This window comes from Tianweitania populi (assembly GCF_014652875.1).
GTDB lineage: Bacteria > Pseudomonadota > Alphaproteobacteria > Rhizobiales > Rhizobiaceae > Tianweitania > Tianweitania populi.
Window position 1 is genome coordinate 403103 of the sequence record NZ_BMZQ01000002.1, and the last position, 25973, is coordinate 429075.

The 25973-nt window shown below is 60.9% G+C and carries 21 protein-coding genes; 6 read left to right on the forward strand and 15 right to left on the reverse strand.

The features are described 5' to 3' along the window. Window positions 1–21: 21 nt before the first annotated feature. The 13 genes from IE166_RS11265 to IE166_RS11325 all read right to left on the reverse strand — a co-directional run bounded on the left by IE166_RS11265 (window position 22) and on the right by IE166_RS11325 (window position 13850). Window positions 22–435 carry a helix-turn-helix domain-containing protein gene (locus IE166_RS11265; RefSeq protein WP_189503876.1) on the reverse strand — a complete coding sequence of 138 codons (414 nt, stop codon included), beginning with the start codon at window positions 433–435 and terminating at the stop codon, window positions 22–24. A 108-nt stretch (window positions 436–543) separates the two neighbouring features. Continuing rightward, complete coding sequence (gene lnt / locus IE166_RS11270) at window positions 544–2124, reverse strand: apolipoprotein N-acyltransferase (protein ID WP_189503878.1); 1581 nt, start codon at window positions 2122–2124, stop codon at window positions 544–546. A 63-nt stretch (window positions 2125–2187) separates the two neighbouring features. Next, window positions 2188–3249, reverse strand: a complete 1062-nt coding sequence (locus IE166_RS11275; protein ID WP_189503880.1) for a hemolysin family protein — start codon at window positions 3247–3249, stop codon at window positions 2188–2190. Window positions 3250–3296: 47 nt separating this feature from the next. Continuing rightward, window positions 3297–3776, reverse strand: coding sequence for an rRNA maturation RNase YbeY (gene ybeY, locus IE166_RS11280; protein ID WP_189503882.1), 480 nt, complete (start codon window positions 3774–3776; stop codon window positions 3297–3299). Next, window positions 3773–4801: a PhoH family protein gene (locus tag IE166_RS11285; RefSeq protein ID WP_189503884.1), complete on the reverse strand. Its 1029-nt coding sequence runs from the start codon at window positions 4799–4801 to the stop codon at window positions 3773–3775. Before IE166_RS11285 ends, ybeY begins: the two co-directional genes overlap by 4 nt. A gap of 37 nt (window positions 4802–4838) precedes the next feature. Further along, on the reverse strand, window positions 4839–6227 hold the full coding sequence (gene miaB, locus IE166_RS11290; RefSeq protein WP_189503886.1) for a tRNA (N6-isopentenyl adenosine(37)-C2)-methylthiotransferase MiaB: 1389 nt from the start codon (window positions 6225–6227) through the stop codon (window positions 4839–4841). Between the two features lie 33 nt (window positions 6228–6260). Continuing rightward, the gene (locus tag IE166_RS11295) at window positions 6261–7067 is read right to left on the reverse strand and encodes a lysophospholipid acyltransferase family protein (RefSeq protein ID WP_189503888.1); all 807 of its coding nucleotides are present in this window, start codon (window positions 7065–7067) and stop codon (window positions 6261–6263) included. Continuing rightward, on the reverse strand, window positions 7064–7564 hold the full coding sequence (rimI, locus tag IE166_RS11300) for a ribosomal protein S18-alanine N-acetyltransferase (RefSeq protein WP_189503890.1): 501 nt from the start codon (window positions 7562–7564) through the stop codon (window positions 7064–7066). Before rimI ends, IE166_RS11295 begins: the two co-directional genes overlap by 4 nt. Before the next feature lie 4 nt (window positions 7565–7568). Then, a complete protein-coding gene (gene tsaB / locus IE166_RS11305; RefSeq protein ID WP_189503892.1) occupies window positions 7569–8237 on the reverse strand; it encodes a tRNA (adenosine(37)-N6)-threonylcarbamoyltransferase complex dimerization subunit type 1 TsaB in 669 nt (222 codons plus the stop codon). An 11-nt stretch (window positions 8238–8248) separates the two neighbouring features. Continuing rightward, the gene (locus tag IE166_RS11310; protein ID WP_189503894.1) at window positions 8249–8680 is read right to left on the reverse strand and encodes a GlcG/HbpS family heme-binding protein; all 432 of its coding nucleotides are present in this window, start codon (window positions 8678–8680) and stop codon (window positions 8249–8251) included. Window positions 8681–8698: 18 nt separating this feature from the next. Further along, complete coding sequence (locus tag IE166_RS11315) at window positions 8699–10870, reverse strand: malate synthase G (RefSeq protein WP_189503896.1); 2172 nt, start codon at window positions 10868–10870, stop codon at window positions 8699–8701. Window positions 10871–10937: 67 nt separating this feature from the next. Then, entirely contained in the window at window positions 10938–12959 is a 2022-nt protein-coding gene (locus IE166_RS11320; RefSeq protein ID WP_189503898.1) for a hydantoinase/oxoprolinase N-terminal domain-containing protein, read from the reverse strand. A gap of 189 nt (window positions 12960–13148) precedes the next feature. Continuing rightward, window positions 13149–13850, reverse strand: coding sequence for a hypothetical protein (locus tag IE166_RS11325; RefSeq protein WP_189503900.1), 702 nt, complete (start codon window positions 13848–13850; stop codon window positions 13149–13151). Between the two features lie 318 nt (window positions 13851–14168). On the opposite strand from IE166_RS11325, the gene IE166_RS11330 reads away from it, so the two are divergent. Next, window positions 14169–17192 carry an SIR2 family protein gene (locus tag IE166_RS11330; RefSeq protein ID WP_189503902.1) on the forward strand — a complete coding sequence of 1008 codons (3024 nt, stop codon included), beginning with the start codon at window positions 14169–14171 and terminating at the stop codon, window positions 17190–17192. A gap of 154 nt (window positions 17193–17346) precedes the next feature. On the opposite strand, the gene lepA is transcribed toward IE166_RS11330, so the two are convergent. Beyond that, a complete protein-coding gene (gene lepA, locus IE166_RS11335) occupies window positions 17347–19161 on the reverse strand; it encodes a translation elongation factor 4 (RefSeq protein ID WP_189503904.1) in 1815 nt (604 codons plus the stop codon). A gap of 173 nt (window positions 19162–19334) precedes the next feature. Between lepA and IE166_RS11340 the strand changes: the two genes are divergently transcribed. From IE166_RS11340 to IE166_RS11360, 5 genes are all read left to right on the forward strand, one after another. Continuing rightward, window positions 19335–20978, forward strand: coding sequence for a putative bifunctional diguanylate cyclase/phosphodiesterase (locus IE166_RS11340; protein ID WP_244641448.1), 1644 nt, complete (start codon window positions 19335–19337; stop codon window positions 20976–20978). Next, window positions 20975–21415: a BLUF domain-containing protein gene (locus tag IE166_RS11345; protein ID WP_189503906.1), complete on the forward strand. Its 441-nt coding sequence runs from the start codon at window positions 20975–20977 to the stop codon at window positions 21413–21415. Before IE166_RS11340 ends, IE166_RS11345 begins: the two co-directional genes overlap by 4 nt. Window positions 21416–21573: 158 nt before the next feature. After that, window positions 21574–21996 (forward strand): DUF2141 domain-containing protein, encoded by a 423-nt coding sequence (locus tag IE166_RS11350; protein ID WP_189503907.1) that lies wholly within the window; start codon window positions 21574–21576, stop codon window positions 21994–21996. Window positions 21997–22210: 214 nt separating this feature from the next. Further along, entirely contained in the window at window positions 22211–23902 is a 1692-nt protein-coding gene (locus tag IE166_RS11355) for an RNA-directed DNA polymerase (protein ID WP_189503909.1), read from the forward strand. Between the two features lie 72 nt (window positions 23903–23974). Further along, the gene (locus IE166_RS11360; protein ID WP_189503911.1) at window positions 23975–24643 is read left to right on the forward strand and encodes a DUF2726 domain-containing protein; all 669 of its coding nucleotides are present in this window, start codon (window positions 23975–23977) and stop codon (window positions 24641–24643) included. Window positions 24644–24891: 248 nt separating this feature from the next. Here the strand turns inward: IE166_RS11360 and IE166_RS11365 are convergent, their stop codons facing one another. Then, window positions 24892–25953 (reverse strand): HlyD family secretion protein, encoded by a 1062-nt coding sequence (locus tag IE166_RS11365; RefSeq protein ID WP_189503914.1) that lies wholly within the window; start codon window positions 25951–25953, stop codon window positions 24892–24894. Window positions 25954–25973: the final 20 nt, after the last annotated feature.

Sequence of the window (25973 nt, forward strand, 5' to 3'; positions counted from 1 at the left end):
GTGCGAACGGCTTTTTCAGCCTCATTCGCCGTCATCGGCCAGGGTCTTGATGAGGTCGACGATCTTGCGGCGGACCTTGGGGTCCGAAATCTTCATGAAAGCGCGGTTGAGCTGCATGGATTCCGCACTGCTCATGAAATCCGGCACCAGAGGCGCAGCAGCTTCTTCCTCCAGGCCCATCGGGGACTGACCATCTTCGCGCGGCGCATCCTGGAAGAAGTACTCGACCGGCGCGTTCAGAATGGCGGAAATCGCCTGCAGCCGGCTGGCGCCAACGCGGTTGGTGCCTTTCTCGTATTTCTGGATCTGTTGAAAGGTGATGCCGAGCTGCTCGCCAAGTTTCTCCTGGCTCATCGCGATCATGTTGCGACGGAGTCGAATACGCGAACCGACATGCACGTCGACTGGATTCGGCCGCTTCTTGTTTTCCGTCATTATCCCCTCACTGCCCCGCAGCACGGATCATCCTGCCACAGGCAGGCCAATCTGTGGTCACCAAAATACGGCGAAGCGGTTGCAATATCATTTTCTAATATAACCAAGTCAATGACGCTTTCGCGCCCTGAAATTTCCTGAGAAGCCACCCACGGCAAGAATGCCAAGCACGATCCACCCCGCCCAAACCGGATCCCACAAGCGCAGGATCGTGCCTTTGCCCGTAGGCACCGCTACGTCAAGTGTTCCGACGCCATTTACCGTATAAGCGTCGATAATCCGGCCAAATCCGTCCACGACACCCGAGATTCCGCTATTGGCGGCGCGAACCAGCGGCAGACCGGTTTCGACCGCACGCAGCTGTGCCTGCCGGAAATGCTGCCGCGGTCCGGGCGTGTCGCCGAACCAGGCATCGTTGGTGAGGTTGATCAGGATGTCCTTGCCGACCGCATCCTTGCGCACGATCTCGTCGAAGATGATCTCGTAGCAGATGAAGGCAACGGCGCTTAAGCCCCCTGGCAGCGTGAGGCCGGGGCGCGTTTGCGCGGACGAAAAGTCTTCCGGCAGAGCCACGATCTTGCTGATGCCGAAGCGGTGCAGCAGGCCGGAGAACGGAAGATACTCGCCGAAGGGCACGAGATGCACCTTGTCGATGGCGTCCACGATCTGGCCGGCATCGCCGATCTGGGTCATCGAATTGTAGTAGCGGGTGGGACCGCCGGGTGCGGCTTCCGAGCGCACTGCACCGGCGAGCAGCGTCTGGCCGTCGGCCAGGAGATCGCCAAGCGTCGACAGGGCGTCCGGGCGATCATTGAGAATAAAGGGCACGGCGGTTTCCGGCCAGATGATGACAGATGGCGGTGCTTTGCCCTCCGCCGGTGCTGCGGCCGACATTTCGAGATAGGTGCCGAAAATGCGGTCACGCGCTTCGCGATCCCATTTCTCGCTTTGCAGGATGGATGGCTGCACGAGGCGCACTACGAGTGTGTCGGGTCCGAGGTCGGCTTGCGACAGCCGGAACAGGCCGAAGCCGACATGAGCGGCAATCAGGATGGCCGCTACGGCAAAGCCGAGCCGGCGGCCGCGAAGCGAGAGAGCGATTGCCGGCATGGCGAAGACGAACACGGTAAGCGCGTTCATGCCCACCATCGAAACGAGCACCGACGACTGCATGAGCGTCGGCACCGGCATAGCGGCATAGCCGATGGCGTTCCATGGGAAGCCGGTGAAGAGCTGCCCACGCAGCCATTCGGCCAAAGCAAAGGCAAAGGCCAGCATGGCGATGCGGCCGATCGAATCGCTCCAGAACAGCCGGGCGAGCACTGCGGCCAAGCCGTAATAGATCGCCAGCACGGCAGGAAGTGCCACGACGGCAAGCGGAAGCGCCCAGGCAAAGCTGTCGGCTTCCACCAGAAGCGCATTGCCGATCCACCACAGGCCGGCAATGAAATAACCGAAGCCGAACCACCATCCGACGGCGAACGACGGCCGCAACCGCTCCAGCCTGCCGCTGCCGGCTTCGCTGGTCGCACCATCGAGCAGCCAGACCAGGATCGGGAAGGCTACGAAGCCGACGGCAAAGAAGTCGTAAGGCGCTTGCGCAAGAACGAGCAGCGCGCCGGCCAAAAAGGCCAAGGCGGCGCGGCGCCAGCCCCAGGCCAAGACGATCCGGCTCCCAAGGCGGTCCATAAAAGCGTCCGATGCTAGAGAATCATCGCGCAAGCTTTATCAGGCACCGCCTGTCGCGCCAAATCAGGCCGTTCCAGCCATGCCGGGATGATCTTCATCGCTGTGCGGTTTGAGATCGCGCACCAGGCGCACCTTGCGGACGCGGCGGGGATCGGCTTCGAGGATCTGCATTTCGAAGCCCGGCATGACGCGGATGATTTCGCCGCGCACCGGCACGCGGCCCAGGGCAGAGAAGATCAGGCCGCTCAGCGTGTCGACATCCTCACCGAACTCGCCGGCCTCGAAGCCCGGAATGGCTTCCGCAACATCCTCGATATCGGCACGCGCATTGACCACGAAGACGCCGTCACCGGTTTGCGTCACCGTTTTTTCCTCGTCATCGTGCTCGTCTTCGATGTCGCCGACGATCATCTCGACGATGTCTTCCAGCGACACGAGGCCGTCGGTGCCGCCATACTCGTCAATGACCAGCGCCATCTGCGTATGCGAGGCCTGCATGCGCGCCATCAGCTCGGATGCCTGCATGGATGGCGGCACGAAGAGCACGGTGCGGATGAGTTCGAGGTCGCCGATCGTGCGGGTCAGATCGACATTGCCGAGATCGGACGCTTCCACGGTCTTCGACGGCGTTGGAGCGCCGGGCTCGACCGTGGTGGCCTGCGCCGAACGGGTGATGTGGTTGAGCACGTCGCGGATGTGAACCATGCCGCGCGGGTCATCCAGCGATTCCGAATAGACCGGCATGCGGGAATGGCCGCTTTCCTGGAAGGCGCGCAGGAGATCGCCGAGCGTGATCGCAATATCGACACCGTCAATATCGGCGCGTGGGATCATCACGTCCTCGACGCGGACTTCCCGCAGGCCCAGCACGTTGTTGAGCATGGCGCGCTCAACCGGCGTGAAGGCTGCTTCCGTCTCATCGGGGCTCGCTTCCGCCAGCGCATCGGCAAGGTTTTCGCGCAAAGTCGCGCTGCCGTTCTTCGGTCTGAAGAAACCGACCATGCGGTCGAACAATGGTAGCCGGAGACCTTGGGTCTCGGTGTGACTACTCGGCCCGTCTTCTTTCTGATCGGGCAATTCGCTGGAAGGTTCGTGACCTGCAGCGGCTACATCTTTATCGTTCATCATCCTCCGGCTTGTTGCCGGTCCGTGTTGATCGCGGGGGTCTTTCCCTATCGGTAGGGATCGGGAATGGCAAGACTTCTCAGTATTTCGCGTTCCAAACCTTCCATCTCTTCTGCTTGTTCCTCGGTTTCATGGTCGAAGCCAAGACAATGCAAGAGCCCATGGACGGTGAGATGCGTGAGATGGTGGTCGAAGGGCTTGGTTTCCTCTTGCGCTTCGCGAACCACCGTTTCCCGGGCGATGACGATGTCGCCGAGCATAGGCGGCAGCGGGTCACCGGGCTCAACGGGGAAGGCTGGGAAGGACAGGACGTTGGTGGGCTTGTCCTTGTCGCGCCATTCGCGATTGAGCTCCTGGATCGAAGCGTCGTCGGTGAACAGGATCGACAACTCGCTGGTACCTTCGGTGACGCCTAGGCGCTCGAAGGTGGCCGCAATGGCACGATCGGTCAGCGCTTGGAGCGCGGCTTCATCGCCCCAGTCGCTGGCCTCGATCTCGATGCCGACTGCAATCTCAGGCCTGCTCAAACCGCAGGACCGCCACTGCCGGCGCGGTCGTAGGCGCGGACGATCTCGGCCACCAGCGGGTGACGCACGACGTCCTTGTCCTCGAAGCGCACTTTGACGATGTTCGGCACGCCATCCAGCACACGCAAGGCTTCGACCAAACCGGACTTGGTGTGCGGCGGAAGGTCGATTTGGCTGGGATCGCCGGTGACGATCATGCGGCTGTTTTCGCCCAGGCGCGTCAGAAACATCTTCATCTGCATCTGCGTCGTGTTCTGGGCTTCGTCCAGGATCACGGCGGAATGGGCAAGTGTGCGGCCGCGCATGAAGGCCAGCGGGGCGATCTCGATCACCTCGGCGGCAATCGCGCGCTCGACCTTGTCGGCCGGCATCATGTCGTAAAGCGCATCGTAGAGCGGGCGCAGATAAGGATCGACCTTTTCCTTCATGTCGCCGGGCAGGAAGCCGAGGCGCTCGCCCGCTTCCACCGCCGGACGCGACAGGATGATGCGCTCAACCAGCCCGCGCTCCAGCAGCATGGCTGCATGCGCGACGGCGAGATAGGTCTTGCCGGTGCCGGCCGGACCAATGCCGAAAACCAACTCCGACCGTTCCAGCGCGCGCATATAGGCATCCTGATTGGCGGAGCGGGCATAGATCGTGCGCTTGCGGGTGGAAATCTGCGCGGCGGACATCTTGCCTTTCTTTTCCAGCGTGGGCAGGCTGAGCTGGTCATCGGCGGCAACCGCCATGCGGATCGCGCCATCCACATCGGACTGGCCGACATGGGCGCCCTTTTGCAGCATGTCATAGAGATGATCGAGCGTGCGGCGGGCTTGTTCGGCGGCCGTGGGGTCACCCTGGATCGAAAGCTGGTTACCCTTGGAGCGCAGATCCACGCCGAGCTTCTGCTCGATGCGAGCAAGGTTTTCGTCGAACTGGCCGTAAAGCGCGCTCGCGAAGCGGTTATTGTCGAATGTGAGTACGAGATGCGCTTTATCGGAAGCGCCGGCCGGGCTCGTCTTGACGTCTGCCTTTGCGGTCAACCGCGTCTCCTTGTTCAAGGCCTTCTTGGCCTGAAGCTTAGATAGGGTCGGCGAACAGGCTGTTGTAGCCCGTGCCCGTTACCCGGACATCGATAATGTCGCCGATTCGGCCCGCACTTTCATCAACAATCGTCGGCTGAAGCCAAGGCGACCGGCCGACGATCTGTCCGGCTTGGCGGCCGGGCTTCTCGAGCAGCACGGAAATGGTCTTGCCGACCAGGCTGTTGACGAATTTGGCCTGCTCTTCGGCAAGCGCTGCCTGCAGGCGGACGAGCCGCTCGCTTTTTACCGCTTCGTCGACATGGCCCGTCATCGAAGCGCCCGGCGTGCCGGGGCGGGGCGAGTATTTGAAGGAGAAAGCGAGCGCATAACCGATCTCGCGCACGAGCTTCAGCGTGTCCGCGAAATCCTCTTCCGTTTCACCGGGAAAGCCGACGATGAAATCACCGGACAAAGCGATATCCGGCCGCGCCGTCCTGATGCGATCCATCAGACGCAGATAATCGTCGGCCGTGTGGCGACGGTTCATGGCCTTGAGGATGCGGTCCGAACCCGACTGAACCGGCAGATGCAGGTAGGGCATGAGCTGGCGGAGATCGCGATGCGCGGCAATCAGCGCATCATCCATGTCGCGGGGATGGCTGGTGGTGTAGCGGAGGCGGGCGATGCCGGGGATTTCCGCCAAGCGGAACAGAAGCTGTCCCAAGCCCCAATCACGGCCATCCGGACCTTCGCCATGCCAGGCGTTGACGTTCTGGCCGAGCAGGGTCAGCTCGCGCACGCCGGCCTGCGCCAGCTGCTCGGCTTCCGCCACGATCTGCGACACGGAGCGCGAAGTTTCGGAACCGCGGGTATAGGGCACCACGCAGAAGGTGCAGAACTTGTCGCAGCCTTCCTGCACCGTGAGGAAAGCGGCAACGCCACGCGCCTGCACGACCTTGCGGGTGGGCGACGGCAGATGCTCGAACTTGTCTTCGACCGCGTAGTCGGTTTCCACGACCTTGCCGCCGTTGCGCACGCGCTTGAGCGCTTCGGGCAAGCGATGATAGGTTTGCGGGCCAATCACCAGATCGACGGCGGGCGCGCGACGGATGATCTCCTGGCCTTCGGCCTGCGCGACGCAGCCGGCAACGCCGATCACCATGTCGCGGCCCTGGGCGCGGCGTTCGGCCTTGAGGTCGCGGATGCGGCCGAGTTCGGAATACACCTTTTCGGCGGCACGCTCGCGGATGTGGCATGTATTGAGCAGCACCAGATCGGCGTCTTCGACCACATCCGTGCCGACATAGCCGTCCGCAGCCAGCGCGTCGCTCATGCGCTGGGAATCATAGACGTTCATCTGGCAGCCATAGGTCTTCACGAACACCTTTTTCGGGCTCGTGAGTGGCTCGGCGTCTAGGGTCGTGATCGGGGCGATCTGGTTCATGGGCGCTGCTTTTAGAGGTTTTCCTCGGTCGCCTCAACCACGCGATGAGGGCGCAGGCGCGGCAAGGGCAGCAGTAAACAGGGTGCGCACGCGCTCTTCCACCTCGCGGCTCGCCTGCTTGCGATCGGTGGCGGCGGTGAAGACGACTGGCTCGCCCCAATGCAGCTCGACGGTCACCGGCGGCAGGCTTAGGAGGCGCTTGAGGTGAGTCAGGAGGTCTTCATCGCCGGTCCAGGCGACGAGGCCGCGCAAACGGCGGCCCATCGGCAAGCCGCCGAGGCGGGTATAGGCGATCGCGACCGGCTGGATCAGGACTTCGGCGGCACCGGCTTCTGTTATGGCCGACCTGGCGGCGCCGAACAAAGTGGTCTTGAAGGGGAGCAGGCTGGTGCCGTCCGAGGTGGTGCCTTCGGCAAACAGCAGCGTAGCGCGGCCATTGGCGAGGCTGCTGGCCAGTTCGCTGACCTGATTGCCCGAAGAGCGCTTGTTCTGGCGGTCAACGAGGATCGTGCCTTGCAGCCGCGCGAGGGGTCCGACGACGGGCCAGGTGCCGACCTCGCCCTTGGCGATGAAAGAGCCTTTGAAGACGGAGCCCAGCACGATCACGTCGGTCCAGGAGATGTGATTGGCGGCGATCAGGAGGGGTCGGCCGGTTTCGACCTTGCCGAAGTTGAGGATACGCAGGCGCAGGATGCGCGCGGCAATGCGGTACCACAGGCGCGGTGCAGATGTCGGATCGACCCAGCGGGTCCAGTGCGCGAAGGCCTGATAGGGCGCGAGGACGAGCGTCAGCAGGAACACGGCAGCGATCGTCCAGATGAAACGGAGTTTGGCGCTCAAGCGGGTTTTGCTCGCCGGAGTTCGCGCCGCATCACGATGGCGTCGCTGCGTTTGCGGCCTTCATGTTCGTAGTAGCCGGGGCGCCGCGCGACCTCGTTGAAGCCAAGGCGCTTGTAGAGGGCGATGGCGGCGGCGTTGGTTTCGTCGACTTCGAGGAAGAGTTCTTCGGCGCGGTCGCTGTGAAGACGGCGAAGCACGGCGTCCATCAGCGTGCGGCCAAGCCCCAGCCGGCGACGGGTGCGAGCGACCGCGATCGTCAGGATTTCCCCTTCCCCCGCAGCGAGACGGGCGAGCACGAAGCCGACCAGACCGAGCCGGGGGTTGCCGACTTCGCGCACGGCAAAGCCGAACACTGTGTCTTGCGTCAGAAGGGACTCGAACTCCTCGGCCGACCACGGCCGGCCGAAATCTTCCTCATGCAGCCGGGCGATCGCATGACAATCATCGGCTTCGAGATCGAGGATTGCATGATCGCGGCGCAAGAAGGGGATCTTCATGGTTTCAGTCGCGGCCGGGCAGAACGAAGCTCGCCTGCGGCTTGGCGTCCGCGCCGCGCAGGTAAAGCGGCTTCGGCTTGTCCGAGTTTGCCGGCTTAGCAGCAGTGAGGCGGGCGTAGGTTTCGATCGAAGCGGTCGCCGTTGCGGCGGCGATGGTACGACCGGGCATGCCTGCTTCCAGTGCAGCAGATCCTGAGCCGGTGAGGATAAGGTCTGTGTTCCCTACCCGCGCAAGCGTTGCGTCCGCATCGAGGACGGCCGGCTCGGCCAGGACCGCGCCTGCCGGATCATAAAGCGCGGAATAAAGCTGCTCGCGTCGGGCATCGATAACTGCAAGAACGGGAACGCCGGGGTGCAGGGCATGGGCTTCCGCTGCCAAGCCTTCCAGCGTGGTCACGCCGACAGCGGGAATGTTGAGCGCCAGCGCGAGACCACGTGCGGTCGATACGCCGACGCGCACGCCGGTGAAGGAACCGGGGCCAATGACGACGCCGATGCGGGTGAGGTCCGTATAGGTCTTGCCGGCGTGGGCCAGCACGTCGTCGATCATGCCCATCAGCAGCTCGGCATGGCCGGTGCCGATATCCTCAGTAATGCTCGCGAGCGCAGCGTCGCCCTCCCAAACGCAAGCAGCGCAGAGATTGGCGGAGGTGTCGATCGCAAGCAGGGTCATGAGCGTAGCGGTCAGCCCTTGTCGGCGGTGAAGCCAGCGGCTTCGATGCCGGCAGCGGCGGCGGTTTCGTCATTGTCCGAGGTATCGCCGGAAATGCCGACGGCACCGAGGATCGCGCCAGCCTCATCGCGGATCAGCACGCCGCCGGGCACGGGCACGATCTTGCCGCCCGACATGGCCGACAGCGCCTGCACGAAATGCGGACGCTCGCCAGCCGTGGTGTTCAGCCAGCGCGAACCGGCACCAACCGCCAGCGCGCCATAGGCTTTGCCGGATGCAATCTCGAAGCGCAGCATGGACGAGCCGTCCTGCTTCTGGAACGCCTTGAGGTGGCCGCCGGCATCGAGCACGGCGACCGACAACGGCTTCAGCTTGAGCTCAGAGGCCTTTGCAAAAGCTGCCTCGATGATGGTGTTGGCTTGGGCCAGCGTCAGTTCAGTCATGGTCTTCCTGTTCTTGCCTTACGCAGCCCGCTGCGCTTTCAGTTCCAGCCGACGGCGATGGAGAACCGGCTCGGTATAGCCGTTCGGCTGTTCGGTGCCCTTGAACACGAGATCGCAGGCGGCCTGGAAGGCGATCGAGGTGTCGAAATCCTTGGCCATCGGTTGGTAAGTCGGATCTCCGGCATTCTGGCGGTCCACCACTTCGGCCATGCGCTTGAGGGTTTCGGTGACCTGATCTTCGCTCACCACCTTGTGGCGCAGCCAGTTCGCCATGTGTTGCGAGGAAATGCGGCAGGTCGCGCGATCCTCCATCAGGCCGACATCGTTGATATCCGGCACCTTGGAACAGCCGACGCCCGCATCGACCCAGCGCACGACATAGCCGAGAATCCCTTGCGCGTTGTTGTCGAGCTCCTTCTGGATGTCTTCCGGGGTCCAGTTCGGGCGCGTCGCGACCGGCACGGACAGGATGTCTTCCAGTCTGGCGCGCTCGCGCTTTTTCAGATCACGCTGGACGGAGCGCACATCGACCGTGTGGTAATGCGTGGCATGAAGCGTGGCGGCCGTCGGCGACGGCACCCAGGCGGTGTTCGCACCGGCTTTGGGATGGCCGATCTTCTGTTCCAGCATCGCCGCCATCAGGTCGGGCATCGCCCACATGCCCTTGCCGATCTGCGCGTGGCCGGCGAGACCGCAGGCGAGGCCGATATCGACATTCCAGTTCTCGTAAGCCTGGATCCAGGCGGACTGCTTCATGTCGCCCTTGCGGATCATCGGGCCCGCTTCCATCGACGTGTGCATCTCGTCGCCCGTGCGATCGAGGAAGCCCGTATTGATGAAGACGACGCGGTCCTTTGCAGCGCGGATGCATTCCTTGAGGTTGACGGTGGTGCGCCGCTCCTCGTCCATGATGCCCATCTTGATCGTGTTGGGCTCGAGGCCGAGCAGATCCTCGACGCGGGCCAAGATTTCCACGGCGAAGGCAACTTCCTCCGGGCCGTGCATCTTCGGCTTCACGACATAGATCGAGCCTTCCGGCGAGTTCCAGTGTTTACCGTCCGGGCCGATGTCATGCAGCGCGATCATCGCCGTCATGACCGCATCCATGATGCCTTCCGGCACTTCCGAACCGTCTTCCAGAAGGATCGCCGGATTGGTCATGAGGTGCCCGACATTGCGCACCAGCATCAGCGAACGGCGGCGAACAGGCAGCGTGCCGCCATCCGGCGCGATGAACTCCTCGTCAGGATTGAGCTTGCGCGTGAAGGTGGTGCCGGACTTGGTGACCTCTTCCGCCAGATCGGCTTTCATGAGGCCGAGCCAGTTGCGGTACACGGTGATCTTGTCTTCCGCATCCACCGCCGCGACGGAGTCCTCGCAATCCATGATCGTGGTCAGCGCGGATTCCAGATGGACATCCGAAATACCGGCCTTGTCGGTGCGACCGATCTCGGTGGTCGGGTCGATCAGGATCTCGATATGCAGGCCGTTTTTGGCCAGCATGATGCGCTCGGGCCGATCCGGTTTGCCGAGATAACCGACGAACTGACCGGGATCTTCGAGGCTGTCAGGCTGGATATCGGAACCGAGCGTCAGCACGCCATCAGCGATCGTGAGCTTGGTGACATCGTTCCAGGACACGGCTTCCAACGGTGCTGCGCGATCAAGGAAATCACGCACCCAGTTGATGACCTTTTCGCCGCGCTTGGGATTGTAGCCCCGGCCCTTCTCGGCGCCGTCTTCTTCGGAGATCGCATCGGTGCCATAGAGCGCATCATAGAGCGAACCCCAGCGCGCATTGGCGGCGTTCAACGCATAGCGCGCGTTCATGACGGGGACGACGAGCTGCGGACCGGCCACGCTGGCGATCTCGGGATCGACGTTTTCGGTGGAAACGGTGAAATCCTCGCCTTCGGGCAGGAGATAGCCAATGTCGCGCAGGAACTCCTGGTAAGCAGCCATGTCCGACGGCGCGCCATTGTCGCGGTGCCACTGGTCGATCTGAGCCTGAAGCTCGTCGCGCCTGGCAAGCAGTGCGCGGTTCTTTGGGGCGAGATCGGCGACGATGCCGGCAAAGCCCGTCCAGAACGCGTCTTCCGCGACGCCCGTGCCAGGGAGTGCTTCATCGCGAACAAAGGCGGCGAAGTCCGCATCCACTTTCAGGCCATGCAGGTCCACACGATCACCCATCAGCGTCACTCCTCCGTTTGTTGCGCTTTGACCATCTTCGCCGAAAAGGGTCAATTCATCCTAGGCCTCAAACCGCCACCCGTGGACGGCCGCTTGCGGTTGCCGTGATGATTGCCTCGATAAAGGTGCGCTGATCTTCCACCGTCGCGGCAGTGATGGCATAATCCACTACGATCTGCGGATCATGCGCACCGGCCTGTTGCGCCTTCTCCGCAGCGGCGGATCGGGCATAGTCTTCAGCTGCGGCCATGGCCGGTGCTTCCGCGTTGAAGTCGCGCTGTGTTTCGCCGAGGCTGGCGCGAAAGCGACCTTCCACCGGCTGGCTGACACGCACGCCCACCGAGACGCGCACCTGGCCCACCACAGCGCCGAGCGCATTGGCGACATCCGTATCCTCCGGCACGACGCAGGTCTGGCCGAGCAGGTCCGGCAGACCAGCATAATGCAGCGGGGCGGAAGCGCCGAGGCCGATCACCGGGCGGTCCACGGCGAGGCTCATGCCGGCAATGCCACGGCGCTTGTTCAGGGCGTTCTGCACGAGCGGTTGTGCGACGGTTGCTGGACCGTCGAGGCCGTCCTCAGTGAAGGCGGTTTCGAGGATCACTTCGGCGGAGCGGCGGGTGAGTGCGGTCAGGACTTGGCTCGAGATCGTTTCGGCATCGGGCGCAATCGGCTGGCCGCGTCCGTCCTTGCGGCGGGCGAAGAGTTTGGCGCCGAGTTCCGCGGCGTCACGGTTCCAGTTGGATTGCTTGCCGAGCACATGCGCGGCATCCGAGGGCGTGAAGCCGGCGATGTGGACGAGGCCTCGGCTGACCAGGCGGTTGAGGGTGGCGACCTGCGGGGTGGAAGTGAGCAGGCGATCGAGCGGCTGGGGGATCGCGGTGACCGCGTCGTAGAGCTTGGCTTCGGGCGCAGTGAGACCGGCGGCGAGATGTTCGGGGACGCCGGTGCGCAGCGCGAAGCGGCCATCGAGGCGGCCGGGATTGGGGGTGCGCAGCTGACGTTCCAGTTCCTCGTGCACCGCTTGACCATGCGCGTGGCCGGCAAGGGCGAGCGGCACGAGGCGGCGGGGGCCGAGGCGGATGGCGGGCACGAGGCCGCCGTCTTCCAGCGCCACTTCCGAGTCGCCGCCGAGGCCGAAGGTGCGCATGGCGACCGCTTCGACCATGGTGCGGAAGCCGCCGACCGTGGCGCCTTCCGGATCGAGGCGCGGACGGCCGCGATCGAGCACAGCGACATCCGTCGTGGTGCCGCCGATGTCGGAGACCAACGCATTATCGAGGCCGGTCATGTGGCGGGCGCCGACGAGGCTGGCGGCGGGGCCGGAGAGAATCGTTTCGATCGGGCGCTGGCGGGCAAAGCTGGCGGACACCAGCGCGCCATCGCCGCGCACGACCATCAGTGGGGCGTGGATGCCCTCCCCTTCCAGCCAGCCTTCCGTTGCCGCGACCAGGCGGTCGATCATGGCGATGAGGCGGGCGTTGAGCAGCGTGGTGAGCGCACGGCGGGGGCCGCCGAGCTTGGAGGTGAGCTCGTGGCTGGTTGTGACCGGCAGGGAGGTTTTCCTGCGGATCAGATCGCGTATGGCCAGTTCGTGGGCGGGGTTGCGGGTGGCGAAATAGGCGCAGACGGCGACGCCCGAAACGGTCTTCGCGAGCTCCGGCAGCGCTTGATCGAGCGCGCTGGTGTCGAGCGGTGCGGCGTTGCCGTGGACGTCGTGGCCGCCGGGCAAGAAGAGCACGGGGTCGGAACCGAGTGCCACCTTCAGCCCGTCGCGCTCCAGATCGGCTTGTGTGAAGCCGACCATGACGAGGGCGACGCGGCCGCCCTGGCCTTCCACGAGGGCATTGGTGGCGAGCGTGGTGGACATCGACACCAGCTTGACCTCAGCTGGCGCAACGCCGGCTTCGCGCAACACCCGGCCCGCCGCGCCCGCAATGCCCTCGCTGAGATCGTGCCGCGTGGTCAGGGCTTTCGCCTTGGCAATGACGGTTCCCTTGTCACTGCCGGTGGGCGTCCACAGCACGGCGTCGGTATAGGTGCCGCCGGTGTCGAGACCGAGAAAAAGCGGACCGGAAGTTTCGGGCATGGAGACACAGGCATCGCGGGTTGAGTTTTTTGCCTGATCTAGCCGATTGCCCGGCACCTTCCTAGCACGGGAACGACGCGCTTTTGTTTTGCCCCCATACGCCAGGCATGGCTTCGCCGCCGCGCGCCCGGCGGTTCACGGGCAGACACGCCGTTTTGGTTGATCGATCCCGTGCAAGTGCCGGATAAATCAGGGCGGGGCGAGCGCGTCGAGCGCAAGCGTGTGGGTTTGCGCCAGGAGCGTATGGATCTCGTGGGGCGAGCGCCGGCTGTTTCCCGGCGCCCGGCCGATGCGCAAAGGTCGACGCAAGGCGCGGCGCAGCAAACGCGCCGGCGCCGGTTCCCCGGCAGCAATCGCTCCCAATGCGTTTGCGGCAACAGCCTGCCGCGCCTGCCATCGGGCAAAGGCGCGCGCCCGGCCCTCCATATCCGCCAGGGCGCCGTTCAGGGCCGCCAGCCGCGCGTTGAGGCCGGCCGCGTCGAGCACATCATCGGGCAGGGGCAAGGGGCGGCAAACCAGCGGAAGCGCTGCCGCCAGTCCAAGATGCATGATGCGCGGCACGCTGGTTCGGCGCACCCAGCGCCTGCGCTGACGGTGGCGCTGCGGATCAAGCAGCGAAAGCACGAGCGGCCAGCGGCGGGTTTGGGGCTTGGGCCCGAGCCGGCGCGGGCGCGCGGGGGACGGCTGCCGCAGGTGGACCGCGAGCCCGCGCGCCATCGCCACGATCAGCCGCCTGGTGGCGCTTTCCGCCGGACGCAACAGGCGCAGGATCGTGTTGCGCTGGCGGCGCAAAAGCGTCTGCTCCTCACCGAAGCCCGCCATCGCGGTGATGGTCGCAACGATGCGCCGAAGCGCCTGGCCGAGTGCCGATATCGCCTTTCCGTCGTCCATCCCCGCCCCTTTCCGACCCATTCGGCGGGCAGTGTAGAAGGCGGTTCGAGGGGTGGTGGATAGATTTGTTAGTGTTGCACCAGAAAGGCGTGTGGGAATAATGGGTTAAAGATAGAGTTGACAACGTTTTGTTCGCGGCAGGCGAAACAGAAGTGCTCACTTAAAAGCTCTGTACCGCGTTTATTAGCCCGCACTTCTTTTTGTTAGCGGCAGAACGCCTTAAGGATCTTCACGGGTCTAGCCAGCTTGCTCTGACCGCGATTTTCATCAAGTTAATGATGTCATCATCTTCAGTGATGAGTGTGATTCGAGGTTTTCGTGAACATATCTGAGCAATACTTCTTTGATGCTGATGCGCTACTAGATCGGCTGTCGACGGGAGTCCAACACGCTGGGAAAGAGGTCGTATTCGTTGTTGGAGCACCCCTCACTGCTGCTTTCGAAGGCAGCCCCGGAGTAGCGGACGTTCATGGCGTCATTGATCTTATCCGCCAAGAGTTTTCCGCCGAGCCTAGCAATTTAGCTAAGCTGGACCGCGAAATAGAAAATTCACCAAATCAATATCAAGCCGCCTTTCGTTTTCTGCAAGGCCGACGAGGCCAAGATTCAGCTAACGCTATTATACAGCGGTCGGTTCTTCTAGCACATCACGCAATGAAAAGCGGACATACGTCCGTCGCAGCTTTAAGCGAAGAACAACTAGCACAACTCGAGGCTAGCACCTCCGAATGGTCTCTTTCACCAGGAGTTCGCGCCCTTGGCGAACTAATTAAGCAGAACGGTAAGACATTCGGGAAACTTCTCCTCACTTCGAATTTTGATCCGCTTGTTGAGATAGCGATCAGAGTTGCAGGTGGGCAATGCTGGCGTACTTCACTTCACACGGATGGCGATTTTTCACAAAGCGCCGCTGATGGTTGCCAAGTCGTTCACATACACGGTTTTTGGCACGGTAGCGACACCCTTCACACCGGCAATCAGCTTGTACAAACCCGTCCTTTCTTGAAAAATTCCCTCCTTGACTACATTAAGGACCGCACAGTTGTTGTGTTGGCCTATGGTGGCTGGAGCGACGTATTCACATCCTCCCTTATTGATCTGGTCAGCGATTCGTCTCGTTATCCGGAGATTCTTTGGGCGTTCTTTGATGAGAAGCCCTCTGTGCCAGTCGATCTTCATGACACCCTAATAGCCGGCCTCAATCGAAATCGGGTAACATTCTATAGTGGAATTAACTGCCATACATTTTTACCAGATCTAGTCAGTAGATGGGCATTGGTGGAGGCCGTCTCCCACCCTGAAACAGTTCCAAAGAAATCTGCTGAAGTGCCGCCGAGAATCAAGAAGGCAGACAGCGACAGACCTCCAAGCGTCGATGTATGGGTGGGACGCGAAGCCGAATTGCGAACACTTGAGACAACCCAGGCAAAAGTTATCTTAATTTCCGGGATTGGCGGGCAAGGAAAGTCTACTCTCGCTGCTAATTACATATCACAAATCAATCAGGACGAGTCTCACTTTACTTACTCAGACTGGAGAGACTGTCGCGAGGAGGGTGATCGCATTCGAACCCAGCTCATTGCAGCCATCGAGCGAACCTCTGAGAGCAACACGAGTATAGATCTGACAACCAGCTCCGACGCTGACTTAGTTGAGCTTTTTATTGAGCGCACCTTTGCCTTGCACTGTATTTTTGTTCTTGATAATGTTGACCACTATGTAGATCTTGAGAATCTTGTTTTTACAGGATTACTGCATCGCCTTGTAGAGCGTTTTTCGCAGTCACCAACACCGAGCCGCCTTGTCATTACATGTCGGCCCAACGTCTCCTACGACTTTTCTGCCGTCATTGCTCTTCCTCTAGAGGGCCTAAGTCTTGACGAAACCGAAGTGCTTTTCCAAAAGCGAGGAGCAGATAAGACAACATCCCCCGAGGACATCAGGTCGGCGCACGAACTAACCAATGGCCATGCCTTCTGGCTAGACATGATGGCGGTGCAAGTAGGCAAATCTGCGGGGATAACACTTAAAAAGATGCTTGAAGACGTCCGGCGAGGCCGCGATGGTCCTACTGGCCTTCTTAGTTCGATCTGGTCCACATTGCCAGATCGGGAGAAACGGGTCTTAAGAGCGATGGCAGAAACATTGAGGCCAGAAACTCAGGAGACAATCTCTCAGCTTATCTCAAGCTCGCTTAATTTTAAGAATTTTACGAGGGCGATTAAATCCCTCATAAGTCTTAATCTTGTAATTGTTAAGGCTGAACGAAACTCGCCAGACTTGTACGATCTTCATCCTCTGGTAAGGCAGTTTGTTAGATTGCATTTTGCGCACACAGAACGGCAGGGATTCATCTCCCTTGTTCTTTTACAGTATAATAATATTATAAAGAATATTGGTTCACTCCTCGGTGTTCATCTTCCATTCACTATGCTTGAGAGGTGGTCTCAGAAAGCTGAACTTGAAATTGAAGCAGGATTATTCAAAGATGCTATAGCCACATTGCACGACGCGGATGACGCCTTGATCGGTGGAGGCCATTCGGAAGAATACGTTCGTGTGGCGCGGAGGTTGTTTGAACGCGCCGACCTCATCCATCTGTCGGGTTATCCACATTTCGACAGTGTATGTTCGACTTTCGTTTCGTGCCTGGACAACCTTGACGAAAGAGATGATGCCGATGATGTGCTTCAACGATATGGAGCTACCATTAGCTCAAAAACCGCGAGGTACATAAACTATTCGGAGATGAGGGCTTTTTCTGCTTGGAAGCGCAACAACTATAAAGATGCAATTAAATACGCCCAAGAGGGTCAGGACCTTAAAGCAGCAACGGATGTCGATACCCATTTCGATTGCGCTCATACTTTGGCGCTAGCGCAGCGAGATGGCGGAAGTCCCGAGGATGCTCTTAAATACTTTATCGCAGACGCTGATTTAACTGACATGGTAGACCCGAACTCTGAAACCTCTTACGGGTCGGCGCAATTAGGGAATGTCGGCAGATGCTTGCAAATGATGGGCCGGCCTAGCGAGGCTTTGATTTGTCTCCGCAAGTCCGCCGCTCTGTTGGAGAACGACAACAGCCTTTATCGCCTTACTAACCAAGCATATGCGCGAGAATGGATCGGGGATCTTTTTTCTGATGCCAACGAGCCCGACGCTGCATTGATCTTCTATTCAGATGCTGAGCTGATCCTAAAGCGTTGTGCACCAGGTCGAGCCAAGACTCTGGCCGAAAAGGTCCGTAGTGCTCAGATAGGGCACGAAACTACGATTGACCGCAGTGAGATATCTAGACGTGTAAGGCGTTGGATTGAAGGATCAGCAGTTTTGCCTTGAAGTGCACGCCCGCAGGTAGCATGCCGAGATCTTGAACTTCAAGCGCCATCCCCGGGGTGGGACCCGCTGCCTTCGGCAGCTCCCACCCATAATTGACTAAAATCGATTCACTGGATCGATTTTCCGACAGAGCGACTTCGTCGATCTGTCGTCGTCAATTATCCCCCATCTTCAGCGCCTGGATAAACGCCTCCTGCGGGATATCCACGCGGCCGAACTGGCGCATGCGTTTCTTGCCCTCTTTCTGCTTGTCGAGCAGCTTGCGCTTACGGGACACGTCGCCGCCGTAGCATTTGGCGGTGACGTCCTTGCGCAGGGCCGAGATGGTTTCGCGGGCGACGATGCGGCCGCCGATCGCGGCCTGGATCGGGATCTTGAACATGTGCTGGGGGATCAGCTCCTTGAGCTTTTCGCACAACACGCGGCCGCGCTTTTCGGCGGCCGTGCGGTGCACCAGCATCGACAGAGCGTCTACCGGCTCGTCGTTCACCAGGATCGACATCTTCACCAGGTCGCCCTCGCGATAATCGGTGAGATGGTAATCGAAGGAGGCGTAGCCCTTCGAGATCGACTTCAGACGGTCGTAGAAATCGAACACGACTTCGTTGAGCGGCAGGTCGTAAACCAGCATGGCGCGCTTGCCGACATAAGACAGGTCGGCCTGGATGCCGCGGCGGTCCTGGCAGAGTTTGAGGATCGAGCCGAGGTAATCGTCGGGCGTGAGGATCGTGGCGCGGATCCACGGTTCCTCGACATGCGCGATCTTCACGACATCGGGCATATCCGCGGGATTGTGCAGTTCGAGCACTTCGCCGTCATTCATCGCCATGCGGTAAACCACGGATGGTGCCGTGGCGATGAGGTCGAGGTTGAACTCGCGCTCCAGACGCTCCTGGATGATTTCCAGATGCAGCAGGCCGAGGAAGCCGCAGCGGAAGCCGAAGCCGAGGGCGGCCGAGGTTTCCATCTCGAAGGAGAAGCTGGCGTCGTTGAGGCGCAGACGGCCCATGGCGGCGCGCAGATCCTCGAAATCGGCGGCATCCACGGGGAACAGACCGCAGAACACGACGGGCTGCGCGGGCTTGAAGCCTGCCAGCGCCGAAGCGGTCGAGCGGCGGTCTTCGGTGATGGTGTCGCCGACGCGGGTGTCGGCCACTTCCTTGATGGAGGCCGTGATGAAACCGAACTCGCCGGGACCGATCTCGTCGGACTGGATCATCTTAGGGGTAAAGAAGCCGGCGCGCTCGACGGGGTATTTCGCGCCCGTGCCCATCATGCGGATGGTCTGGCCCTTTTTCAGCACGCCATCGATGACGCGCACCAGCACGATGACGCCGAGATAGGTGTCGTACCAGCTGTCGACCAGCATGGCCTTGAGGGGTGCCGAGGCGTCGCCTTCGCGCGGGGGCGGCAGCTGGTTGACGATGGCTTCCAGCACATCGGGCACGCCGAGGCCGGTCTTGGCCGAGATCATCACGGCCTGGGAAGCGTCGATGCCGATGACTTCCTCGACCTGCTCCTTGATGCGCTCGGGCTCGGCCGCGGGCAGGTCGACCTTGTTGAGGACGACGACGATTTCGTGATTGTTGTCGATGGCCTGATAAACGTTGGCCAGCGTCTGGGCTTCCACGCCCTGGGATGCATCCACCACCAGCAGCGAGCCTTCGCAGGCCGACAGCGAGCGCGAGACTTCATAGGCGAAGTCGACATGGCCCGGCGTGTCGATGAGGTTTAGCGTGTAGGTTTCGCCGTTCTTTGCGGTGTATTGCAGGCGCACGGTCTGCGCCTTGATGGTGATGCCACGCTCCTTCTCGATATCCATATTATCGAGAACCTGCTCCTTGCCCTCCATCTCGCGGGCGTCCAGGCCGCCGCAAAGCTGAATGAGCCGGTCGGCCAGCGTCGACTTGCCGTGGTCGATATGGGCAACGATGGAGAAGTTGCGGATATGGGAAAGGGGCGTGGTCATGGTGCGCCGCGTATAAAGGCAAGTGCTGCTTTCGCAAAGCGATAAAGCGCGGGAATCGGCGTCGCGTTTTACTGATCCTTTTCCTTTGATGGGCAAAGACTTGGGGCAATGACGATCTCGATCGACCTGAGGACACACCGCTGAGCGCGCATCCCCTCCAAGTTTCCATGCCCATGCCCGATCCGGAACCGGTCGTGCAGCCCGATGCCTATCTCGCAGCTCTGCTTGAACTCGCGACCCCCGTGCTGCTAGCCGATGCGAGCGGCCGCGTCGAGTTTGCCAACCGGGAAGCAACGGCGCTGCTGGGCTGTACGGCGGCACCCGCGATGGCGCTCGATGGGCTGTTCGCGTCCTGCGGCATACAGGGGCGGATCGCGCTGCCGGATGCGGCGGCACCGCAGCGGTTCGCGCAGATGCGGCTGTCGGATGGGCGGATCGTCAATGTCGAAGCGCGGCTTCTGCCCGACGGCGGTGCTGCGCTGACGCTGGCCGATGTCAGCGCATTCGTGCGCGAGGCGGAGCGGGCGCGGCGCGATCCGCTGACGGGGCTGGCCAATCGCGTGACTCTGCATGCAACGCTTGGGCGCCTGCTGCAGGCCGACGAGCCGCTTACCGTGCTTTCCATCGACCTCGACCGCTTCAAGAGCGTCAACGACACGCTCGGCCATCCGATCGGCGATACGCTGCTGCGGAAAGTGGCGGAGCGGCTGGGGACTGTTGCGGCGGACGGCGATGTGGTGGCGCGGCTGGGTGGCGATGAGTTCACCATCCTGAAGCCGGGACAGTTCAGCCAGCAAGAGATCAAAACCACCGCCAAGCGCGTGGTGGACCTCGTTGGCCGCACCTATGCGCTGGAAGGGCACATGATCCATATCGGCGCGAGCGTCGGGATCACACAGGCACCGCAGGACGGCACGGATAACGACGTGCTGATGAAGAATGCGGATCTCGCGCTGTATCGCTCCAAGGCGGAAGGGCGCGGGCGGTTCCGGTTTTTTGAGCAGGAAATGGACGAGCAGATGCAGGCGCGGCGCGCGATTGAGCTCGATCTGCGCCGCGCGCTCGCCTTGAAGGAGTTCGAACTCGCTTACCAGCCGCAGGTGGATCTTGCGACGCAGGACGTGGTCGGCTTCGAGGCCTTGCTGCGCTGGCGCAATGCCGCGCGCGGGCTGGTTTCGCCGGCCGAGTTCATTCCCGTGGCGGAAGAAACGGGGCTGATCGTGGCGATCGGCGAATGGGTGCTGCGCACGGCGTGCCGCGATGCCGCATCGTGGCCGGAGCCGATTTCGGTTGGCGTGAACCTGTCTCCGTTGCAGTTCCGCTCGCCGACGCTGGCGCAGACCGTGCTGTCGGCGCTGGCCAATTCCGGTCTGGCGCCCGAGCGGCTGGAACTGGAAATCACCGAAAATGCACTGATCGAGGATACGGATGCGGTGATCGCGCTGTTGAACCGGCTGCGCGATGTGGGCGTGCGGGTTTCAATGGACGATTTCGGCACAGGCTATTCGTCGCTGGCCTATCTCCAGAAATTCCCGTTCGACCGGCTCAAGATCGACCAGAGTTTCGTGCGCGGCATGGGCGAGAACCCGGAAGCGGGCGCGATCGTGCGCGCGGTGGCGGCGCTGGGCGCAAGCCTTGGCATGAAAACCACCGCCGAGGGCGTGGAAACCGAAGAACAGCTGGCCGCGATCCGCCTTGAAGGCTGCACCCATGTGCAGGGCTATTTTACCGGACGGCCGATGGCGGCAGCCGATGCGAGCGCTTTGCTCACCCAACCGCGCAGGGTTGCTGAAATCATCGAGGAGGAAGGCCTATGAACGAGACCGAAATCCTGCACCGGCTAGTTTATTACAGCCGCAACGAGGTTGAAGGCGGGGCCGACGCGCTTGATGCGGTGATCGACCAGATTCTGGCCGTGAGCCAGCGCAACAATACCGAAGCCGACGTCACCGGCGCGCTTCTTTTCAACACCGGCTGCTTCGGCCAGGCGCTGGAAGGCCCGCGCCGCGCGGTGGAAGCCACGTTCGAGCGCATTCAGCGCGACACCCGCCATTCCGACGTGACGCTGCTGGCCTTCGAGACCACCACGACGCGCGCCTTCCCGAACTGGTCGATGGGCTATGTCGGCGCCAAACCGGCCGATGCCGACCGTTTCGGCGGGATCGCGCAAACCAGCGGCTTCGACCCCTCGCGCATGACGGCCGACCGCCTTCTCCAAACGCTGCACGGTCTGGCGATGGAGGAAGAGGGCTAGAGCATTTCCGGACGCAATCTCCGGACGCAAAACCGCTCCGCACTTTTGCTGGAATTGCTCTAGGCACCCTTCTCCTTTCAGGACCTGTCAGTTGTGAACGGCAGCGCAAACGGGCAGCTTCGGTTTATCCGAAGTTTCTGCCCGAAAGACACCGTTCCATGAAACGAACCGCCTTGGGCCTCGCCCTGCTTCTTCCCGTTACAACCGCGCATGCCGGCGATCTCGTTGTCGAGGTTTCCGGTCTGCGCAACAACCAAGGCAGTCTGGCGCTGTGCGTCACCGCCGACCCCGCCGGCTTTCCCGGCTGCAACAAAGCGGCCACGCAGCGCGTGATCCCCGCCGCCCAGGCGCGCCGGCCCATCACCTTCCCCAATCTGCCCGCTGGCACCTATGCGGTGGCCGTGATCCACGACGAAAACAACAACGGCAAGCTCGACACCAACTTCGTTGGTATTCCGAAAGAAGGCATCGCCGTGTCGAACAATGCCGTGCCGAAGTTTTCCGCGCCGAAGTTTCGGGATGCGGGGTTCGTGCTGGGGAAACAGCGTGTGACGCAGAGGGTTCGGGTGGTTTATTGGTAGGAGTGGCAGGTGTGCTAATCTTTGGAATTTGATCCCAGCCCACGAAAAGCGTATACAACTCGCGAGTAGGGCTCTCACTTGAACCCTGCATGATCTTAGATTCTTGTGAGCTATTCTTCTGTTAAGATTCTGCGCTCTTCCCATGCGGCGCTTGCGAGCTGCTTAAAGAAGGTACAAAGATCTCATCTTGTCTTTCTAGGCGTGGGCGGGATGTATGACTGCGAAGACTAAATCAGAACGCTTGAGAAGATTAGTTTCGCACGGGTACTTCGCGCCAGAACTTCCTCCGTGCTTTGTGTCCGAAGATCTTGCAAGGTATCGCAAGTCGATTTTGTCTGGAATTGATGCGCTGCCAGTCACCCGACGCGGTGATCCTGCCCATTACGCCTTTATCTCTGAACCTTGCTGGTTCTATTTTCCGCGTTTTGGGAAAGAGGATCGAAGGCACGGTGTTCCTAACCCGATTGCTCACTTGTTGCTCTCGCGAGCTTTAGCTGACAACTACGTCGACTTACGACGTAAAGCCAGGCGTTCTAAATTCACGCTCTCGCCGCCTGTCTTCGACTGGTCAGGATCTCGCGCGCTAATGCGAAGCAATGTTGAGCTCCGCGACGATTTTCGTGTCAACTTGTCATCTAGACGTGAAGAGTATGTCGCAGCAGACGTTAGAGCATTCTTCCACTCGATTTACACACATGCAATTCCGTGGGCGATACACGGGAAGTCCTTCGCGAAAAGGAACCGCACGCCCACTCACTACGGTAATCTGATAGACCTACTTTGCAGGAACGCTCAAGATGGGCAAACTCTAGGTCTCCCAGTAGGACCCGATACTTCACGACTTATTGCTGAGGTAGTAGCATCAGCTATCGACGAAACGATCGAGCAACGTCTCGGCTTGGGCGCACGAGATGCTTCAAGATATATCGATGATTATACGCTAAGCAGCCCAAATGGAGCAGACGGAGAAGAATTGCTGGCTGCATTGCGGCAGTCAGTAGCCTTGTTTGAACTTGAATTGAATAGTGGAAAATCGGGTATTTTTCCGACGTCCTATCGTCAGACGACAGGCTGGCAACAGGCGGCTCGTGCACACCTTCCTTCATCTAGCTCCTCTGGTAACTCTATCGAAGCAGTTCGACTGCAGCATTTTTTGTACCAGCTTGGTCTCGTGTGCGAAGCGCACCCGGATATAAATGTCGAAAAGTATGGACTTCAGTACGCACGATCAGCTCTCGTCAATGCTGACAACTGGAAAACGTTGCTATTCAGCCTGATCAACGCTTATCGCAGGAACCCGAGCTTAGTGTCTCTTCTTGTCGAAGCATGCTTACTGCGACAGGCCGCTCACGGAGACGTCCAGGTTGAGGTATTAGTTGAGTTCATTGAGAACCGTGTACCTGTTCTGGCACGTGCTAACCGCACTGGCGAGATCATCTGGTTTTTGTTCCTTTCTATACGCCTTAACTTGACACTCTCATCGCTACGCTTAATGCCGCTCTACTCAATAGAGAATTCTTTTATCGGACTCCTTGTGGTTTGCATGGATTCGCGAGGCCTTATAGTTGGTGCTGTAGATCGAAGTGTGTGGGATCGATCTTTGTCAGCGGACGGGTTACGCAGCCCAATGTGGTTCTATGCATATGAGGCAGTCACACAAGGATATATTCCCGGAGCTAACGACTCCTTCATCACTCAAGATACCTATTTTCAGTTCTTACGAAGAAGACGCGTCCAGTTCCTCGATATGACACGTGGTTATTCGTCGATCGCCTCGACTCTACGCGGACTGAGGAATGAAAACGAGCGATGGAGACGATTACGTGAAGCATTGATAGATGAAGATTTTGACGATTTAGATGAAGATGAGGAATACGATATTTTCGACGATATGGATGTTTACTAAACCCAGCTTGCGCGAACTACTTGCATTTCTTTCTACCCACTTGATCAGACACTAAGCGTCAAGATCGAGACCATGCGCTTGTTTGACGACCAGCAACTCATCCTCCTTTGCTTGTTTGTCGGCCTTGCCGTCTTTTTCGGCCTTGAATTCTGGCTGAAGAAGCGGCGGGCGCGGCGGGGAGATCGGCAGTGGCGTTCGGAGCGTCCGCAGCCGTTTGGCAGGCGGGGGTTCGGTGGGCGCGAGGCCGAGGCGTCGCGGGTGCCGGATGCGGCGGATCAGTTGCGGATCGTCATGGGGGCCGACTTTACGGTTCAGCCGCTGCTCAACAAGGGCGAAACGCGGTTGTTTCGGGAGCTGGATCGGCTTGTGTCAGAACTGAACCCGGAGTGGCGCGTGATGGCGCAGGTTTCGCTGGGCGAGATTTTGCGCAGCCGGGATGCCGAGGCTTATCGCTGCATCAATGCAAAGCGTGTCGATCTGCTGCTGGTGGACGAGGATTGCCGGCCGCGCCATGTCGTGGAGTATCAGGGCAGCGGGCATCATCAGGGAACGGCGGCCGCGCGCGACGCCATCAAGAAGGAAGCGCTGCGGCGCGCCGGCATCGGCTACCATGAGGTGCTGGCGGGGCATACGACGCCGGGCGATCTCAAGCGCTTGATGGAGCGGCTGATGGAGCGTCCGGCTGGGCTTTGGGACGAGGCGGTGGGGGATAAGGACGTGCCGGTGGAGCGGCCGTTTTAATGGGGGCTTGTTTATGCGGCGAGCTTCGCGGGACAGCACCCCCCTCTTCCCTGCCGGGCATCTCCCCCTCAAGTGGGGAGATAACGCGCTCCGCCGTCGTGCCTTACCTGCCCTCTTCTCCTCCTACCACGCAAGGCACCTTGCCTAACAAGCTAAGTCGTCCTCTTTTGATCTGCTACGCAGACCGCTTCTTAGCACCGGTTAGGCGACAGACTAGGAGTTAGGCCGTTAGGCTGTTACCCCTCGCCTCACCTCGCCGCCGTTTCCGTCGCATCCGCTGTCTTGTCGATCGTCACCACCACCGACATGCCGGGGGCAAGATTTTCGGTGAGGGGCTGGTCGGGGTCCAGCGCGATGCGGACGGGGAGGCGTTGGGCGACTTTGGTGAAGTTGCCGGTGGCGTTGTCGGGGCGCAGCACGCTGAATTCGGAGCCCGTGGCCGGCGCGAAGCGTTCGATGTGGCCGGTGAGCTGGGCGTGGTGGAGGGCATCCACCGTCATGCGCACGGTCTGGCCGAGCTTCATGCCGGCAAGCTGGGTTTCCTTGAAATTGGCGACGACCCATTTGCGCGCGGGCACGACAGCAACGAGCTGCGTGCCGGCCGAAACATACTGGCCGAGACGCGCGCCGACTTCGCCCAGACGGCCGTCTTCGGGCGCGGTGATGCGGGTGTTCTGCAGGTCGATGTCGGCCAGCGCGACGGCTGCGCGCGCGCCTTCAACCGCCGCTTCCAGCGACCCGCGCGCGACAACCGTGCTTTCGAGATCCTGGCGCGCGACATCGAGGCTGGCCTGCGCTTGTCCGCGGGCGGCGCGCGCTTGTTCCACCGCCGAGCGGCTCTGGTCGGCTTCGCTGGCCGTCACGACGCCGTTCTTCAACAGCGGCTCGATGCGTGAAAAGTTCTTGGTCGCAATGTCGAACGACACTTGTGCGCCATCCAGGGCCGCCTCGCCGGAGCGCACGCGGGCTTCGGCCGAGCGGCGCTGCTGCTCGGAATTCGACAAGGAGGCTTCCTGCGCGGCGAGGTTGGCCTTGGCCTGTTCGAGCTTCTGGCGGAAAATGCGGTCGTCGAGCCGCACCAGCAGGTCGCCCTTTTTCACCTGCTGATAATCCTGCACGGGCACTTCCATGACATAGCCGGCGAGCTGCGGTGCCACGATCGTGACCTGGCCGCGCACATAGGCGTTATCCGTGGTTTCCACCGCCGAGGTGAAGGGCGGCAGGCGCCAGGCATACAGAACGAGCGTGACGCCGAGCAAGCCCAAGGCAAGGGCGATGAGGGTGGCGGAATGGCGGAAGAGTTTGGACATGGCGGTTGTTCGGTTTCTTG